This is a genomic window from Kitasatospora sp. NPDC057223, assembly GCF_042669755.1.
In the GTDB taxonomy this organism is placed as follows: Bacteria; Actinomycetota; Actinomycetes; order Streptomycetales; family Streptomycetaceae; genus Kitasatospora.
This window is the reverse complement of record NZ_JBHUWW010000049.1, coordinates 39,716-55,189: the sequence shown is the minus strand read 5'-3', so window position 1 is coordinate 55,189 and position 15,474 is coordinate 39,716. Positions and strand designations below refer to the sequence as shown.

Below are 15,474 nucleotides of genomic sequence, written 5' to 3'. Positions count from 1 at the left end.
GCACCGGCCGGCGGACGGGGCTCCGGCTTACTGCGGCCAGGCGGCGTCGATGTCGGCGGTGACCCGCTGGATGGACTGGCCCTCGGCGAACCAGGCGGTGAGCGACTTCCACTCCTGCCCGGAGCCGACGGCGGCCGGCATCAGGTCGGAGCCGTCGAACCGGAAGGTCGCGGAGGGGTCGGTCAGCGCGTCGGCGGACAGCTTGTCGATCGGGTCGGTGTACAGGCTCTTGTCCACGCCCTGGTTCGCCGACACCCAGCCGGTCGCCGTCTTCACCCGGCTGCTGGCCCAGTCGGAGCTGGAGAGGTAGTTCTGCACCGCCTGCACCTCCGGCTTGCTGGAGAACGCGGCGAGGAACTCGCCACCGCCCTCGACCGGGTTCGGGACCGCCGGGTTCACCGCCGGCAGGTGGAAGGCGAAGACGTCGCCGTCCGCGGCCACCTTGGTGCCGGCCGGCCACTGCGCCTTGTAGAACGAGGCCTGCTGGAGCATCGCGCACTTGCCCGCGAGGATCGGCGCCCCGGCGTCCTGGAAGGTCGTGGTGGCGATCGACTTCACGTCACCGATGCCGCCGTTGACCCAGGCCGGGTTCTGCATCCAGCCGGCCAGCGTCTGCATGGCCGTGGTGATCTTCTCGTCGCTGAACTTCACCTGGTGGTTGACCCACTGGTCGTAGACCTCGCCGCCGTACGAGCCGAGGACGATCTCCTCCAGCCAGTCGGTGGCCGGCCAGCCGGTGGCCGTGCCGGAGCCGATGCCACCGCACCACGGCTTGGACGTGCCGGCCTTGGCGATCTTGTCGCTGAGCGCCATCATGTCGGCCCAGGTCTTCGGCACCTCGTAGCCGGCCGCCGTGAAGGCCTTCGGCGAGTACCAGACCAGCGACTTCATGTTGGCGCTCATCGGCGCCGCGTAGAAGGTGCCGTTGACGGAGCCGTAGGTCTTCCAGACCGGGCTCCACTTGTCCTCGTTGGCGACCGTCTCTGCCGGCGGCTTGACGACCTTGCCGCTCTTCACCATCTGGGCCAGCAGGCCGGGCTGCGGGATGATCGCGAAGTCGGGCGCGTTGCCGCCGCTGACGCGGACCGGGAGCTGCGACTCGAAGTCGTTGGAACCCTCGTAACTGATCTTGATGCCCGTACACTTGCTGAAGTCGGCCCAGGACTTCTCCAGGTTGTCCGACTCCGGGCTGAGGATCGACGCGAACATCGTCACCTTCGTGCCCGAGTGCCCTGCGTACGGCTGGAACTTGGCGCAGTCCCCGGTCAGCGCGGCCGCCGAACCCGAGCTGCCGCCCGATCCACCGGAACTGCCGGAACTGTTGGAGCACGCGGCGGTGAGCGCCAGGGCCAGGACCGCGGGGGCCACCAGCAGGCGTCGGCGGGCGTTCATCGGCACACCTCGGTCGCAACAAGGGCGGGGGTCAATGCGTCCTCCTGGCCAGAGCTTCGAAAACAGCAGCAAATGAGGCGGAGCAACACTGCGTTGTACTCGAGATCGTCCGTACCCAGCGGTAGCTGGCTTGAAGACGTTAACGTAACGCCATCCTCGCGCCAAGGTGTGCGTTCGACCTTCATCGGCCAGTGCCCCAGTTGTAACCGTGCCGTGCTGGGGCCCCTGGTTTCCCAGCGGCCCCAGCGAGGTCACAGCCGGACGGGCAGTTCCTTGAGGCTGTTGACGATCATCGACGGGCTCGGCTCCAGCTCGCCGTCCGGGACGGCCAGCGCGAGGTCGGGGAACCGTTCGAACAGGGCGGGCAGCGCGACCCCCGCCTCCAGCCGGGCCAGCGGCGTTCCCGGGCAGACGTGCGGGCCGTGGCCGAAGGAGAGGTGCCGGATCGGGTCCCGGGTGATGTCGAACAGCTCGGCGGTGATGCCGTGCTGCGCCGGGTCGCGGCCGATGGCGTTGTACGAGATCAGCACGGGCTCCCCCTTGGGGATCACCGCGTCGCCGACCTTCACGTCCTCGGTGGCGAACCGGAACAGGAAGTTGCTGGTCGGCGGCGTCCAGCGGAGCGACTCCTCGATCACCGCCGACCACTCCACCTCGCCGGAACGGACCAGCGCCAGCTGATCCGGATGGGTGAGCAGCGCCCGGACGGCGTTGACGAGCAGGTTGACGGTGGTCTCGTGCCCCGCCGCGATCATCACCAGCAGGGTGGAGATCACCTCCTCGTCGCTCAGCGCGCCGCCCTCGACCTCCGCGGCCAGCAGGGCGCTGGCGAGGTCGTCGGCCGGCTCGGCCTTGCGGCTCGCGACCAGCGCGCCGACGAACTCGTACAGCGCGAGCTGGGTGGCCGGCACCTCCTCGGGGTCGGCGATGCTGCTGAACATGCTCTCGTACAGCGCGCGCAGCCGGCCGTGCTCGCTCTCCGGCAGCCCGACGAGTGATCCGATCACGGTCATCGGCAGCGGGAAGGCGAAGCCGGTCTTGAGGTCGGTCTCCCGCTCCCCCGCGGCCAGCCCGTCCAGCAGCCGGTTGGTGGCCTCCTCCACCCGGGGCCGCATCAGCTCGACCCGGCGCGGGGTGAAGGCCTGTGCGACCACGCTGCGCAGCCGCCGGTGCTCGGCCCCGTCGACGGTCACCAGACTGCGGCCGGGCGCCGCCAGCGCGATCAGCGGCCACGTCTCGGGGATCTCGCCGCGCTGGTACGCGTCCCAGTGCGTGATGTCCTTCACCAGCCGCGGGTCGGTGAGCAGGTCGCGGGCGGCGGCATGCTGGGTCACCGCCCAGGCTCGGACACCACCGGGCAGCTCCACACGCGCCGCGGGGCCGGCCGCGCGCAGGGCGGCACCCTCGGCGGCGTTGTCCCGGGCGAACGGGTCCAGCACGATCGGAGTGGTCATCAAGAGCTCCTTCTTGTCGTGGTTCGGACGTGTCGTGGTGCGGGCGGTGCGGTGGTACGGACGGGGGCGCGCCGACGGAGCCGGGCAGCCGGGGCGGGTCAGCCGGCGGCGGCGCCGGGGGTGAAGGCGGCGGGCAGCGCCACCAGGGAGCGCATCCAGGCCGACGGCCGCCAGACCAAGGCCTGCTCGGACACGGCCAGCCGGATGTCCGGCAGGCGGTCCAGCAGCACCTCGATCGCGGTCACGGAGATCACCTCGGCGATCTCCTGCGCGGGGAAGGGGCAGCGGTGCTCGCCGTGCGAGAAGCTGAGGTGCGCGTTGTTCCCCTCCGCCGCGCGGCCGGAGGCCTGCCGGACGGCCGGGTCCTGGTTCGCCGCGGCCAGTCCGAGCAGCACCATGTCGCCGGCCGCGATCCGCCGGCCGCCGAGCTGGGTGTCCCTGGTGGTCCAGCGGCCGGCGAAGACCTGGGTCGGCGTGTCCTCCCAGAGCACCTCGTTGAGGGCCTGGCCGACACTGCGCCGCCCACCCGAGAGCGCGGAGGCGAACCGGTCGTCCGTCAGCATCAGGCGCAGCGCGTTCGAGATCCAGTTCGCGGTCGGCTGGTGCCCGGCCAGCATCAGGACGGTGAGGTCCCGCATGAGTTCCTCGTCGGTCAGCCCGGCGGGGTGGGCGAGCATCCGCGAGGTCACGTCGGCCCCCGGGGCCTCGTGCTTGCTCGCGACCAGCCGGACCATGTCGTCGACCATCCGCTGCTGGCCGTCGAGGGCGGCCGGTCCGCCGTCCAGGAGGTCGAGGATGGCGCTGATCATCCCGGGCGCCCGGTCCTCGCCGAACCCGAAGAGGCGGCAGAGCACCAGCAGCGGCAGCCGGTCCGCGTACTCGGCGACCAGGTCGCTCTCGCCGCGGCCGGTGAACCCGTCCACCAGGCGGTCGGCGAGTTCCTCGCAGTGCTTGCGGACCTCGTACGGGTCCACCTCGGCGAGGGCGTCGGAGATGGCCCCGGCCCGCCGCCGGTGCTCCTCGCCCTCGGTGTAGAGCACCGACGGCAGCGGCGCCACCATCGGGGTCAGCGGCCAGTCCGCGGGGATGGACGGCCAGGCGTTCCAGCGGCTGGAGTCGCGGCCGAACACGGCGGGCTGGCCGGTCACCAGCTGGAGTTCGCGGTACCCGAGCACCAGCCAGGCCGGCACGCCGCCGCCGACCTCGACCGGGGCGACCGGGCCGAACCGCTCCCGAAGTTCCTGGAAGACCTGTGCCGGGTCGGTCTGGAAGCGGGGGCCGTACAGCGGGGCGGCGTCGCCGTGGGCCGGGCAGCCCGGCGGCGGGACGGGGGCGGGCTCGGTCACTGGTGGCTCTCCTGTTCGGCTTCGGCCAGGGTGTGCAGGTGGCGGACCAGTTCGACCAGTACCTGCTTGCTCGACCCGCGGTCGCGCGCGTCGCAGTCCACCAGCGGGACGTGGGCGGGCAGGTCGAGCGCCCTGCGGACCTGGTCCAGGGTGTGGACGGGTTCCTCGAAGATGTTGCGGGCCACGATGAACGGCGTGCCGTGGTGCTCCAGCCGGTCGATGGCGTACCAGGAGTCCGCGAGCCGGCGGGTGTCCAGCAGGACGACCGCGCCGAGCGCCCCGTGGAAGAGGCGGTCCCAGAGGAACCAGAACCGCTCCTGCCCCGGGGCGCCGAACAGGTACAGCACGTTGCGCTCGGAGAGGGTGATCCGGCCGAAGTCGAAGGCGACCGTGGTCGACCGCTTGCCCGGGGCCGCCGAGGGGTCGTCGATGCCCAGGCCCGCCCGGGTCATGGTCTCCTCGGTGTTCAGCGGCCGGATCTCGCTCACCGCGCCCACCAGGGTGGTCTTGCCGACACCGAACCCGCCGAGCACCACGATCTTCATGCCGTTGTCGGCGGCGGCACCGAGCGGGGTGCGGATCGGAGTGCGCAGGGGCAGGCCGCCGGCGGCGGAGCCGGCGCGGTCAGAGCTGCTGGAGTCCATGGAGCACCTGCTTCAACGTGTCGAGGTCGGGCAGCCGGGCCGCACCGGGGCGCCGACTCGGGGAGAAGCGCGGGTGCCGGGCGGTGATCTGCCCGGCCTGCGCCAGGTCGCCCAGCAGGATCTTCACGACGGACACCGGCAGGCCGAGCTCCGCGGCGATCTCCACCACCGCGGCCGGGGCCGAGCACATCCGCAGGATCCGGGCGTGCTCGGACTGCATGCCGGCCACCGGTTCGCACTGCGCGACGATGAGCGTCACCAGGTCGAAGGCCTTGTCCGGCGCGCGGCTGCGACCCCCGGTGACGGTGTAGAGGCGGTCCGGGTCCTCGTCGCGGACCGCCGGCGCCCGCCGCTCGCTCATGCCGGCGCGGCGGCGTCGGCGGCGCCCGGGCCGGCCTCCGCGAGCGGGCGCGGCGGCGCGCTCAGGTGCACGCCGATCTGCTCGATCAGGCCGTGCATGTTGTGGCCGACCACGCCGACGTCGGCCTCGTCGTCGGTGATCACGGCCAGGTGGGCGCCCTCGCCGGCCGCGACGATGCACAGGATGCCGCCGTGGAACTCCGTCATCGACTGCCGCACCCCGCCCGACCGGTCGCCGAACTCGATCGAGGCGCCGTGCGCGAGGCTCTGCATTCCGGAGGCGATGGCGGCCAGCTGGTCCGCCTGGTCGGTCTCCAGGGCGGCGGTGTGACAGAGCTTCAGGCCGTCCGCCGAGAGCACCAGGGCGTGTCTCGCGCCCGGCGTGGCAGTCAGCAGGTTCTCCAACAGCCAGTTGAGATCGCGGTCGGTCACGCTGCTCATCAGGAGTCGTCCTTCGGGGAAACGGGGGAATCGTCGGAGTGCGGCTGTGCCTGCACGGCCTTGCGGAAGGCTCCGAAGCGCGCGGCGGCCCGGGCCGCGTCGCCGCCGGCGGCCGGGGCGGCCGGGGCGGCGGTCAGGACGGGTGCCCCGCCGCCGGAGGTGCCCGGCCGGGCGGCGGCAGCGGCGAGTGTCTGCCCGCGGCGCCGCTGGGGCAGGCCGTCGTCGGTGGAGAGCAAGGTTTCGCGGCCGGCCGGACGGTCGTCGCCCGGCCCGGGGAGCTCCCGCACCGGCTGCGCGCGCAGCGGCACCGGGACGGGCAGCGGGTGGCTGACGAGCTGCTCGGGGATGAGCATCACCACGCCCGTGCCTCCGCGCGCGGACGGCCGGAAGGAGATCTGCAGTCCGTGCTTGCGGGCCAGCGAGCCGACCACCGCGAGCCCGAGCCGGGTGCCGGCCGAGAGCGTGCTCAGGTCGAGCGGCTCGGCGGAGACGGCCCGCTCCGCGCGGCGCAGCCAGCTCTCGCCGAGGCCCAGCCCGCCGTCCTCGACGGTGATCACCAGGCCGGCGTGCACCTCCTCGACATAGACGTGCACCTCGGCCGGCGGGGCGGAGAAGTTGGCCGCGTTGTCGAGCAGTTCGGCGAGCGCGTGCATCACGCCCTCGGCCGCGTAGCCGGCGACGGCGGCGGTACTGGCGTTGTGCAGCCGCACCCGCTGGTAGGCGCCGATCCGGCCGAGCGCGCCGCGCAGCACGGACTCCACCCCGATCGGCTTGGCCCAGCGGCGGCCGGAGCGGGCGCCGGTGAGGACGGCGATGCTGTCGGCCATCCTGCCCGCCTGCGCGGTGGCGTGGTCGAGCTTCAGCAGGTCGCCGAGGACGTCCTCGTCGTGCCGGTGCTGCATCTCCCGCAGGTCGGCGTGCATGCTGGTGGCCAGTGCCTGGACCCGGCCCGCGGCGGTGGCGCAGACGGCGAGCGCGGCGGCCCGCACCCGCTCCCCGTGGCCGACCTGCTGGGCGACGGTGCGCAGCAGGCCGAGGTGCGGGTGGCCGAGGTGGCCGGCGAGCACGGTGTCGACGGACGCTCCGGCGTGCAGCCGTCCGATCAGTGCGGGGAGGATCTCGTCGGCGAGCCGGACGAGTTCGAGGCGCCCGGTGCGTTCGTCCTCGGCGGTGGCGCGGGCCCGGCGGAGTTCCGCGCGGGCGCCGGCGGTCTCGGCGAGGGCGGCGTCGCGCTCGGTGCGTGCGGCCGCGGCGGCCGCACGGGCCTCGTCCGCCTGTGCCCGGGATGCCGCCTCCGCCTCGCGGGCGGCGGCCAGTTCGTCCTGGTGGCCGGCCAGCCGGGCGGCCAGCCGGCGGGTGCGCGTGGTGCCGGCGACGGCGAAGCCGACGGCCGCGCACCACAGGAGCACGGCGGCGCAGACCGCGGCGAGCGCGAGCGTCTGGTGCGCGGCGGCTGCCCGGGCGGCCGCCGCCGGCCCGGCCACGGCGGCCGGCAGGAGGGCCGCTGCGGTCAGGGCCACGGCGCGCGGAGCCTGCCGCCGGGGCGGACCACCGGCGGGTTTCGTGCGTGCTCTCATCAATCCGGTCCTCGGCAGCAGGCGTCGACGGTACGGCGGGCGACGGCGCGCAGCCGCCCGGAGGTTCCGATGACGGAGCCTCCGGGCGGCTGCTGAATTCGCGCGGTCAGCCGATCATATCTGTTCATTCGGCTTACTCAACCGATGAATTGACGAACCGTCCGATCCTGGCGGCCCGTGCCCGTCGATGCCGATCGATGCCGGGCGATGCCGGGCGGCGCGGATACCGGGCGCCTGCTACCCGGCCGGACGGACGAGCGCGGCCTCGACCGCGCGGCCCACCGCGGCGGGATCGAGCCCGTGGTCGACGATCACCCGGGCACCGAGCCCGCGGCCCTCGCGGAGCAGCCCGAGGACGAGGTGACCCACCGCGATCTCGCCGGAGCCCAGCCGGAGCGACTCGCGCAGCGACAGCTCCAGGGTCTTCTTCGCCCGGCCGGTGAACGGCATGCGACCGGCGCCCTCCCCCTTGAACCAGCTCCGCCTGCGCGACTCGGGCGGCGCCTGCGGCCCGTCCAGCGCCCCCTCGCCGAAGGCCGCCTCGACCGCCTCCCGGACGGCGTCCAGGTCCACTCCGATCGTGGCCAGTGCCTCGGCGTCGTCGCCGCCGCCGAGCAGCCGGGCCACCGCGGCCCGCGCGGTGGCCAGGTCGAGCCCGGCGTCGACGAGTACGGCGGCGGCGGGGTCGTCCGCCTGTCGCAGCACGCCGAGCAGCAGGTGCTCGGTGCCGATGTGCCCGTGCCTCAGGGCGGCCGACTCCTCCCGCGCCCCGACGACCGCCTGGCGCGCGGCCCCGGTGAATCGCTCGAACATCTCAGCCTCCGTCCTTGTCGAACCCGTCGAAACCGCGCTTGGCGTACTTCTTGTGGACCGCCTGCCGGCTGACCCCCAGGCAGACCGCGATGTCCTGCCAGGACCACCCCTGGCCCCGGGCGCTGCCGACCTGGAGGTCCTCCAGGCGGTCCGCCAGGTCGCGCAGGGCGCGGACCGCCCGCAGCCCCACGGCGGGGTCACGACTGCTCGCGGCTGCCGCGAGCTCCTTGGTATCGCTCATGGTGTCAACCTAGATTGACAGTCGAAGGCTGTCAATCTAGGTTGACAAGCTCGGACCCGGCACGCGAAGAGGGAGTCCGCCCCATGGGGCGGACTCCCTCTCGGACGCGCGGAGCGTCAGTTCACCGGCGCGGACTCACCCGGCCGGCGCGGCTGCCGGTCAGCTGCAGCCGCTGGTCGAGCCGCAGCCCTCGCAGAGGTAGCAGCTGCCCGCGCGGCGCATCTTGGTGCCGCAGGAGAAGCAGAGCGGCGCGTCGGCGTTCAGGCCGAGCTGGATCTCCATCAGCTCCGTCGAGTTGTGGGCCTGGGCCGGGGCGGCCTTCGGCGGCTCGACGGTGGCCGGCCACGGGGCCGAGACCGGCTCGGCGGCCCGGCCGGCGGAGCGCGGCGCGGACTGGGCGAGGCTCTCGGTGTCCAGCTCCTCGTCGTTCTCCAGCGGCTCGTAGGAGCCGGTGTCCAGGTGCCGCTGACGCTCCTCGACGGAGTGGATGCCGAGCGCCGAGCGGGTCTCGAACGGGAGGAAGTCCAGCGCCAGGCGGCGGAAGATGTAGTCGACGATCGACTGCGCCATCCGCACGTCCGGGTCGTCGGTGAGGCCGGCCGGCTCGAAGCGCATGTTGGTGAACTTCGAGACGTACGTCTCCAGCGGCACGCCGTACTGCAGGCCGACCGAGACGGCGATGGAGAAGGCGTCCATCATGCCCGCGAGGGTCGAGCCCTGCTTGGACATCTTGAGGAAGACCTCGCCGAGGCCGTCGTCCGGGTACGAGTTGGCGGTCATGTAGCCCTCGGCGCCGCCCACCGTGAAGGAGGTGGTGATGCCGGGGCGGCCCTTGGGGAGGCGCTTGCGGACGGGGCGGTACTCGACGATCTGCTGGACGACGGGGGCGGCCTCGGCGGCCTCCTCGGCCTTGGTCTTCTTCGCCGAGAGCGGCTGGCCGACCTTGGAGTTCTCGCGGTAGATGGCGAGCGCCTTGACGCCGAGCTTCCACGCCTCGAAGTAGATCTCCTCGACCTCTTCGACGGTGGCGACGGAGGGCATGTTCACGGTCTTGGAGATCGCGCCGGAGATCCACGGCTGGATCGCCGCCATCATCCGCACGTGGCCCATCGCCGAGATGACCCGCTCGCCCATCGCGCAGTCGAACACCTCGTAGTGCTCGGGCTTCAGGCCCGGGGCGCCGACCACGTTGCCGTGCTCGGCGATGTGGGCGACGACCGCCTCGACCTGCTCCGGCTGGTAGCCGAGGCGGCGCAGGGCGCGCGGCACGGTGCCGTTGACGATCTGCATCGAGCCGCCGCCGACCAGCTTCTTGAACTTGACCAGGGCGAGGTCGGGCTCAACGCCGGTGGTGTCGCAGTCCATCATCAGGCCGATGGTGCCGGTGGGGGCGAGCACCGAGGCCTGGGCGTTGCGGAAGCCGTTCTCCGCGCCGAGGCGCAGCACGTCCTGCCAGGTCTCGGTGGCGGCGGCCCAGACCGGCGCGTCCAGTTCGTCGACGGCGACGGCGGCGCTGTTGGCGTCGGCGTGCTGCTTCATGACCTGCCGGTGCGGGGCGGCGTTGCGGGCGTAGCCGTCGTACGGGCCGACGACGCCGGCGAGCTCGGCGCCGCGGCGGTAGGCGGTGCCGGTCATCAGCGAGGTGATGGCGCCGGCCAGCGCGCGGCCGCCCTCGGAGTCGTACGCGTGGCCGGTGGCCATCAGCAGCGCGCCGAGGTTGGCGTAGCCGATGCCGAGCTGGCGGTAGGCGCGGGTGGTCTCGCCGATCTTCTCGGTCGGGAAGTCGGCGAAGCAGATGGAGATGTCCATCGCGGTGATGACCAGCTCGACGACCTTGGCGAAGCGCTCGGCGTCGAAGCTGTCGTCGTCGCGCAGGAACTTCATCAGGTTGAGCGAGGCGAGGTTGCAGCTGGAGTTGTCCAGGTGCATGTACTCGGAGCAGGGGTTGGACGCGTTGATGCGGCCGGACTCCGGGCAGGTGTGCCAGTGGTTGATCGTCGAGTCGTACTGGATGCCCGGGTCGGCGCAGGCCCAGGCGGCCTCGGCCATCTTGCGGAACAGCTTCTTCGCGTCGACGGTCTCGATGACCTCGCCGGTCATCCGGGCGCGCAGGCCGAACTCGGTGCCGTTCTCGACCGCGGTCATGAACTCGTCGGAGACGCGGACGGAGTTGTTGGCGTTCTGGTACTGGACGGAGGCGATGTCGTCCCCGCCGAGGTCCATGTCGAAGCCCGCGTCGCGCAGGGCGCGGATCTTCTCCTCCTCCTTCACCTTGGTCTCGATGAAGGCCTCGACGTCCGGGTGGTCGACGTCCAGGACGACCATCTTGGCCGCGCGGCGGGTGGCGCCGCCCGACTTGATGGTGCCGGCCGAGGCGTCGGCGCCGCGCATGAAGGAGACCGGGCCGGAGGCGTTGCCGCCGGAGCTCAGCAGCTCCTTGCTGGAGCGGATGCGGGAGAGGTTCAGGCCGGCGCCGGAGCCGCCCTTGAAGATCATGCCCTCTTCCTTGTACCAGTCGAGGATCGACTCCATGGAGTCGTCGACGGCCAGGATGAAGCACGCGCTGACCTGCTGGGGCTGCTTGGTGCCGACGTTGAACCAGACCGGCGAGTTGAAGCTGAAGACCTGGTGGAGGAGGGCGTGGGTCAGCTCGTGCTCGAAGATCTCGGCGTCGTCCGGGCCGGCGAAGTAGCCGTTCTTCTCACCGGCGGCGCGGTAGGTGAGCACCACGCGGTCGATGATCTGCTTGAGGCTCCACTCGCGCTGCGGGCTGCCGACGGCGCCGCGGAAGTACTTGGAGGTGACGATGTTCACCGCGTTCACCGACCAGGAGTCGGGGAACTCGACGCCGCGCTGCTCGAAGTTGATCGAGCCGTCGCGCCAGTTGGTCATGACGACGTCGCGCCGCGCCCAGGTCACCTCGTCGTAGGGGTGCACTCCAGGAGTGGTGTAGATGCGATCGATCCGCAGACCGCCCTTGGGCGCCTTCCCGGCACCCTTCGCCGTCTTGTCGGACTTGGACCCGCGTGCGGAACCGCTCGTCGTGTCTGTCACTTCTCGCTCCTCCTCCTGGGCAAACGCCCTGAGCACCCCATTGCTTCCGGGGTGCCGCTGGTTCGCTTCTCCTGGTGTGCGGCCGCCGGGGGTGCCGGCTGCTCGTGCACGGTTTGTGATGTTCTGTGCCCGGATTCCGGGCACGCTTCGGCCCCGGGGGGCCGGTCGGTACGTCGTGTCGGTGCGGTCGGTCGTTCTTCCGGTGCCGCCGGTTGCGACCGGTGCGGTCAGGCGGCACCTGCGGGGGCCGGCACGGGGGTGCCGTCCTCCAGGGCGAAGGGCCGCTCGGCGCGGAGTTCCGCGATGGCGGCCTCGAAGTCCTCGAGACCGTCGTACGCCCGGTACACGCTGGCGAAGCGCAGGTAGGCGACGACGTCGAGGTCCTTGAGCGGACCGAGTATGGCCAGCCCCACGTCGTGTGTCGAGAGTTCGGCGCTGCCGCTGGCCCGCAGGCACTCCTCGACCCGCTGGCCGAGCTGCGCCAGGGCGTCCTCGGTGACCGGCCGGCCCTGGCAGGCCTTGCGGACTCCGGAGATGACCTTTTCCCGGCTGAACGGCTCGGTGACGCCGCTGCGCTTGATGACCATCAGCGCGGCCGTCTCCACCGTGGTGAAACGACGGCTGCAGTCGGGGCACTGGCGGCGGCGGCGGATCGAGCTGCCGTCGTCCGTCGTGCGACTGTCGACGACACGGCTGTCGGAGTGCCGGCAGAAGGGGCAGTGCACCTGAGGAATCCCTCCCTGGCATGACGTGTGGACTCCGACGAGTCTACGCGATCCGAGGGGCCCAACCACAACTGGTGGGCCACGAGGAGGACTGTAGCCACTACATCTAGCTCTCGGGGGGACCTGAGACCCCAGGCGTGTCGATGCCGATTAGACTTGTGAAGTCGAACATTTAATCGATGTACAACAAAGCCTTGATCGAGTGCGCCAACTCTCGAATAATTCACTCGAACGTGTGTTTGGCGCAACCTTTCGATAGGTGGTGCCGTTGGGCTGGAAAACGGGAGGACATCCGTCGAGAGGGGCCGCTGTGAACACGATCGAAAGCAACACCATCCCGGTGCAGGAGCACTCCCAGCTCAAGGTGGGTCAGCGCACCACGAACCAGCAGAGTGTGGACCACAGCATGGACCGTAGCGAAGACCACCGCCACATCGGCCAGGCCGTCACCAGCGTCGGCCGCGTCCCCGACCAGTCGATCGAGCACTCCGCCACCCAGGACGGCGCTCTCGGCCACCCCGCCCCCACCCGTTCCGCGCCGGGCCGCCCCCCCGGCATCCGCACCGACGAAGCCGGCCTGACCGAGCGCCAGCGCCGCGTCATCGAGGTCATCAGGGACTCGGTCCAGCGCCGGGGCTACCCGCCGAGCATGCGTGAGATCGGCCAGGCCGTCGGCCTGTCCAGCACCTCCTCGGTCGCCCACCAGCTGATGGCCCTGGAGCGCAAGGGATTCCTGCGCCGCGACCCGCACCGCCCCCGGGCGTACGAGGTCCGCGGGGTCGAGGTCGCCCGCCCCAACACCGCGGAGACGGCCGGCCGCCCGTCCACCTCCTACGTGCCGCTGGTCGGCCGGATCGCCGCCGGCGGCCCGATCCTCGCCGAGCAGACCGTCGAGGACGTCTTCCCGCTCCCGCGTCAGCTGGTCGGCGAGGGCGAGCTGTTCGCACTCACCGTGCGCGGCGACTCGATGATCGAGGCGGCCATCTGTGACGGGGACTGGGTCACCGTCCGCCGCCAGCCCGTGGCCGAGAACGGCGACATCGTGGCCGCGATGATCGACGGCGAGGCCACCGTCAAGCGCCTGAAGCGCGAGGACGGCCGGATCTGGCTGATGCCGCACAACGCGGCGTACGACCCGATCCCCGGCGACAACGCGACCATCCTGGGCAAGGTCGTCGCGGTGCTCCGCCGGCTCTGACCCGGCAGCACCACCAGCACCGCCCCGCAGGACAGATGAGGGGGGCTCCGGCGACGGCCGGAGCCCCCTCTGTCGTGCGGCCGGGGGGTCGTGCGGCCCGGCCGGGCAGGAGCGGTCAGCCGCGCTTGGCGACCGGCCTGGGCTCCGGCGCCGAGGCGTCGATCGCCGCCAGCGAGCGGCGCACCTGGTTGCGGTCGGTGGTGTACCAGAACTCCGGCATCGAGGAGCGGAAGAAGCTGCCGTACCGGGCCGTCGCCAACCGCGGGTCGAGCACCGCCACCACGCCGCGGTCGTCCGCCGCGCGGACCAGCCGGCCGGCGCCCTGGGCCATCAGCAGCGCCGCGTGGGTGGCCGCGACCGCCATGAAGCCGTTCCCGCCGGCCTCCTCGACGGCCTTCTGCCGGGCACTCATCAGCGGGTCGTCCGGCCGGGGGAAGGGAATCCGGTCCATCACCACCAGCTGGCAGGCGGAGCCCGGCACGTCCACGCCCTGCCACAGCGAGAGCGTGCCGAACAGACAGGCCGTGGCCTCGGAGGCGAAGTCCCGGATCAGCTCGCCGAGGGTGTCCTCGCCCTGCAGCAGGATCTTGTTGTCCAGTCGCTCGCGCATCGCCTCGGCCGCCGCCTGAGCGGCCCGCATCGAGGAGAACAGGCCGAGGGTGCGGCCGCCGGCCGCACCGATCAGCTCCTCCAGCTCCGCCAGCATCTCCGGCCGGTCGGGCTCCCGGCCCGGCGGCGGCAGGTGCTTCGCGACGTACAGGATGCCCTGCTTCGGGTACGCGAACGGGGAGCCGACGTCGATCCCGCGCCAGTACGGCGGGGTGTCCTCGCCGCGCTCGCGCTCCGGCTCCTGCGGGGAGCGGTCGTCCGCCAGCCGGCCCTCGCCCGGCAGGCCCACCGAGGCGGCCACGCCGTTGAAGTCCCCGCCGAGCTTCAGCGTCGCCGAGGTGAGGACGACCGAGCGCTCCTTGTAGAGGTTCTCCCGCAGCAGCCCGGAGACGCTCAGCGGCGCGACCCGCAGCGAGGCCGCGCCCAGCCCGAACCGGTCGGGGCGCTCGATCCACACCACGTCCCAGGCGGACTCCGCCAGCAGCCGCTCCGTCGTCTCGTGCAGCGTCTCGGCGGAGGCCATCGCCTGCTTGCGCACGACGTCCTCGTCGGTGAGCGACTTGTCGCGGGTCTCCCCCAGCGAGGTGATCACCTGGCGGGCGGCGTCCCGGATCGCCGAGACCGCGTAGGAGAGGTACTCGGGCAGCTCCTCGACCCGGCCCGGCTGGGCCGTCTCCATCAGCCCGTGGTAGCTCTCGGCGGCGGCCTGCAGGGCGTCCACGGCCTTCTCGTTGGCGAGCCTCGCGGCCCGCTTCACGGCCCGGTTGACGGCGCCCACGGTCAGCTCGGCGGTGGCCGCACCGGTCACCCGGTTGACCAGCTCGTGCGCCTCGTCGACGATCAGCAGCTCGTGCTCGGGCAGCACCGGTGCGCCCTCGATGGCGTCGATCGCCAGCATCGCGTGGTTGGTGACGACGACGTCCGCCAGCTTGGCGCGCTCCCGGGCCTTCTCGGCGAAGCACTCCTGCCCGTACGCGCACTTGCTCGCGCCCAGGCACTCCCTGGAGGTGACGGAGAGCTGCGCCCAGGCCTTGTCGGAGACGCCCGGCGTGAGGTCGTCGCGGTCGCCGGTCTCCGTCTCGTCCGCCCAGTCGCGCAGCCGCAGGACGTCCTGGCCGAGCTTGCCGGCGGGGCCGCCCAGGGCGTCGACCGGGTCGAACAGGCCCTCGCCCTCCTCGCTCGGGGTGCCCTCGTGCGCGCGGTGCAGGCAGAGGTAGTTGGAGCGGCCCTTGAGCATGGCGAACAGCGGGCGGCGGCGCAGCACGGGGTGCAGGGCGTCGACCGTCCGCGGCAGGTCCCGCTCCACCAGCTGGCGCTGGAGCGCGAGGGTGGCCGTGGCGACCACCACCCGGTCACCGTGCGCGAGCGCCGGCACCAGGTACGCGAGGGACTTTCCGGTGCCGGTGCCGGCCTGGACGAGCAGGTGCTCGCCGTGGCCGACGGCGTCGGCGACGGCCTCGGCCATCCGGACCTGGCCGGGGCGCTCGACGCCGCCGACCGCGGCGACCGCCGCGTGCAGCAGTTCGGGGAGCCGGGCGCGGGAGGAGGCGGGCGCGGCCTCGGCGGCGTCTTCGTCGCCGGGCGGGGGCTGGGGTGGGGAGTCGTTCGTCATCGCGCTCC

At 72.4% G+C, this 15,474-nt stretch carries 13 protein-coding genes; 1 reads left to right on the top strand and 12 read right to left on the bottom strand.

Going from position 1 to position 15,474, the window contains the following annotated elements; genetic code table 11:
• Positions 1-27: 27 nt before the first annotated feature.
• The 11 genes from ACFUK0_RS19030 to nrdR all read right to left on the bottom strand — a co-directional run bounded on the left by ACFUK0_RS19030 (position 28) and on the right by nrdR (position 12,047).
• Positions 28-1,392, bottom strand: coding sequence for an ABC transporter substrate-binding protein (locus tag ACFUK0_RS19030; RefSeq protein WP_380251590.1), 1,365 nt, complete (start codon positions 1,390-1,392; stop codon positions 28-30).
• 251 nt (positions 1,393-1,643) lie between these two features.
• A complete protein-coding gene (locus ACFUK0_RS19025) occupies positions 1,644-2,846 on the bottom strand; it encodes a cytochrome P450 (protein WP_380251588.1) in 1,203 nt (400 codons plus the stop codon).
• A gap of 98 nt (positions 2,847-2,944) precedes the next feature.
• Positions 2,945-4,192 carry a cytochrome P450 gene (locus ACFUK0_RS19020; protein ID WP_380251586.1) on the bottom strand — a complete coding sequence of 416 codons (1,248 nt, stop codon included), beginning with the start codon at positions 4,190-4,192 and terminating at the stop codon, positions 2,945-2,947.
• Positions 4,189-4,836 (bottom strand): ATP/GTP-binding protein, encoded by a 648-nt coding sequence (locus ACFUK0_RS19015; RefSeq protein WP_380251584.1) that lies wholly within the window; start codon positions 4,834-4,836, stop codon positions 4,189-4,191. The genes ACFUK0_RS19020 and ACFUK0_RS19015 overlap by 4 nt, the downstream gene beginning before the upstream one ends.
• Positions 4,817-5,197 carry a DUF742 domain-containing protein gene (locus ACFUK0_RS19010; protein ID WP_380251582.1) on the bottom strand — a complete coding sequence of 127 codons (381 nt, stop codon included), beginning with the start codon at positions 5,195-5,197 and terminating at the stop codon, positions 4,817-4,819. The genes ACFUK0_RS19015 and ACFUK0_RS19010 overlap by 20 nt, the downstream gene beginning before the upstream one ends.
• The gene (locus ACFUK0_RS19005) at positions 5,194-5,637 is read right to left on the bottom strand and encodes a roadblock/LC7 domain-containing protein (protein WP_380251580.1); all 444 of its coding nucleotides are present in this window, start codon (positions 5,635-5,637) and stop codon (positions 5,194-5,196) included. Before ACFUK0_RS19005 ends, ACFUK0_RS19010 begins: the two co-directional genes overlap by 4 nt.
• Entirely contained in the window at positions 5,637-7,157 is a 1,521-nt protein-coding gene (locus ACFUK0_RS19000; protein ID WP_380251578.1) for a sensor histidine kinase, read from the bottom strand. The genes ACFUK0_RS19005 and ACFUK0_RS19000 overlap by 1 nt, the downstream gene beginning before the upstream one ends.
• A 294-nt stretch (positions 7,158-7,451) precedes the next feature.
• Entirely contained in the window at positions 7,452-8,027 is a 576-nt protein-coding gene (locus ACFUK0_RS18995; protein ID WP_380251576.1) for a Clp protease N-terminal domain-containing protein, read from the bottom strand.
• A gap of 1 nt (position 8,028) precedes the next feature.
• Positions 8,029-8,268 (bottom strand): RNA polymerase subunit sigma-70, encoded by a 240-nt coding sequence (locus ACFUK0_RS18990; RefSeq protein ID WP_380251574.1) that lies wholly within the window; start codon positions 8,266-8,268, stop codon positions 8,029-8,031.
• A gap of 159 nt (positions 8,269-8,427) precedes the next feature.
• The gene (locus ACFUK0_RS18985) at positions 8,428-11,322 is read right to left on the bottom strand and encodes a vitamin B12-dependent ribonucleotide reductase (protein ID WP_380251572.1); all 2,895 of its coding nucleotides are present in this window, start codon (positions 11,320-11,322) and stop codon (positions 8,428-8,430) included.
• A gap of 227 nt (positions 11,323-11,549) precedes the next feature.
• Positions 11,550-12,047: a transcriptional regulator NrdR gene (nrdR, locus tag ACFUK0_RS18980; protein ID WP_380251570.1), complete on the bottom strand. Its 498-nt coding sequence runs from the start codon at positions 12,045-12,047 to the stop codon at positions 11,550-11,552.
• A gap of 406 nt (positions 12,048-12,453) precedes the next feature.
• Here nrdR and lexA point away from each other — a divergent pair, with 406 nt between their 5' ends.
• Positions 12,454-13,245, top strand: coding sequence for a transcriptional repressor LexA (gene lexA, locus ACFUK0_RS18975; protein ID WP_380251597.1), 792 nt, complete (start codon positions 12,454-12,456; stop codon positions 13,243-13,245).
• A gap of 115 nt (positions 13,246-13,360) precedes the next feature.
• On the opposite strand, the gene ACFUK0_RS18970 is transcribed toward lexA, so the two are convergent.
• Positions 13,361-15,466, bottom strand: coding sequence for an ATP-dependent DNA helicase (locus ACFUK0_RS18970; protein WP_380251568.1), 2,106 nt, complete (start codon positions 15,464-15,466; stop codon positions 13,361-13,363).
• Positions 15,467-15,474 lie beyond the last annotated feature (8 nt).